This window comes from Faecalibacterium sp. DFI.5.82 (assembly GCF_029076575.1).
GTDB classification, from domain to species: domain Bacteria; phylum Bacillota; class Clostridia; order Oscillospirales; family Ruminococcaceae; genus Faecalibacterium; species Faecalibacterium duncaniae.
Window position 1 is genome coordinate 1 of sequence record NZ_JARFIS010000919.1, and the last position, 295, is coordinate 295.

Sequence of the window (295 nt, forward strand, 5' to 3'; positions counted from 1 at the left end):
TGGCAGCATTCCTGCATGAGTGGGGGCACATCGGGGTGTATCTTGCCCTGTTTGGGCAGTTTCCGGTCATTGAAGTCAGCTTTACCGGCTTTTGTATGCGCACCCGGGGCAGGGAAATGACCCTGTGGCAGACCGCTCTCCTTGCCGCGGCAGGCCCTGCGGTGAATTTGGAGCTGGCCGGGCTCTGGATGCTTCGGCTGGAACAGCGGGCCACCATCCGGGCCGGTGCCTTTCTGGCGGCCAACCTCCTGACCGGGGCCTTCAACCTCCTGCTCATCCAGCGGCGGGATGGGCA

At 63.7% G+C, this 295-nt stretch carries 1 pseudogene; it reads left to right on the plus strand.

Annotation, left to right across the window (positions count from 1 at the left end):
- Window positions 1-295 (plus strand): annotated as a pseudogene (locus tag P0G09_RS19490) (peptidase); the annotation flags it as partial.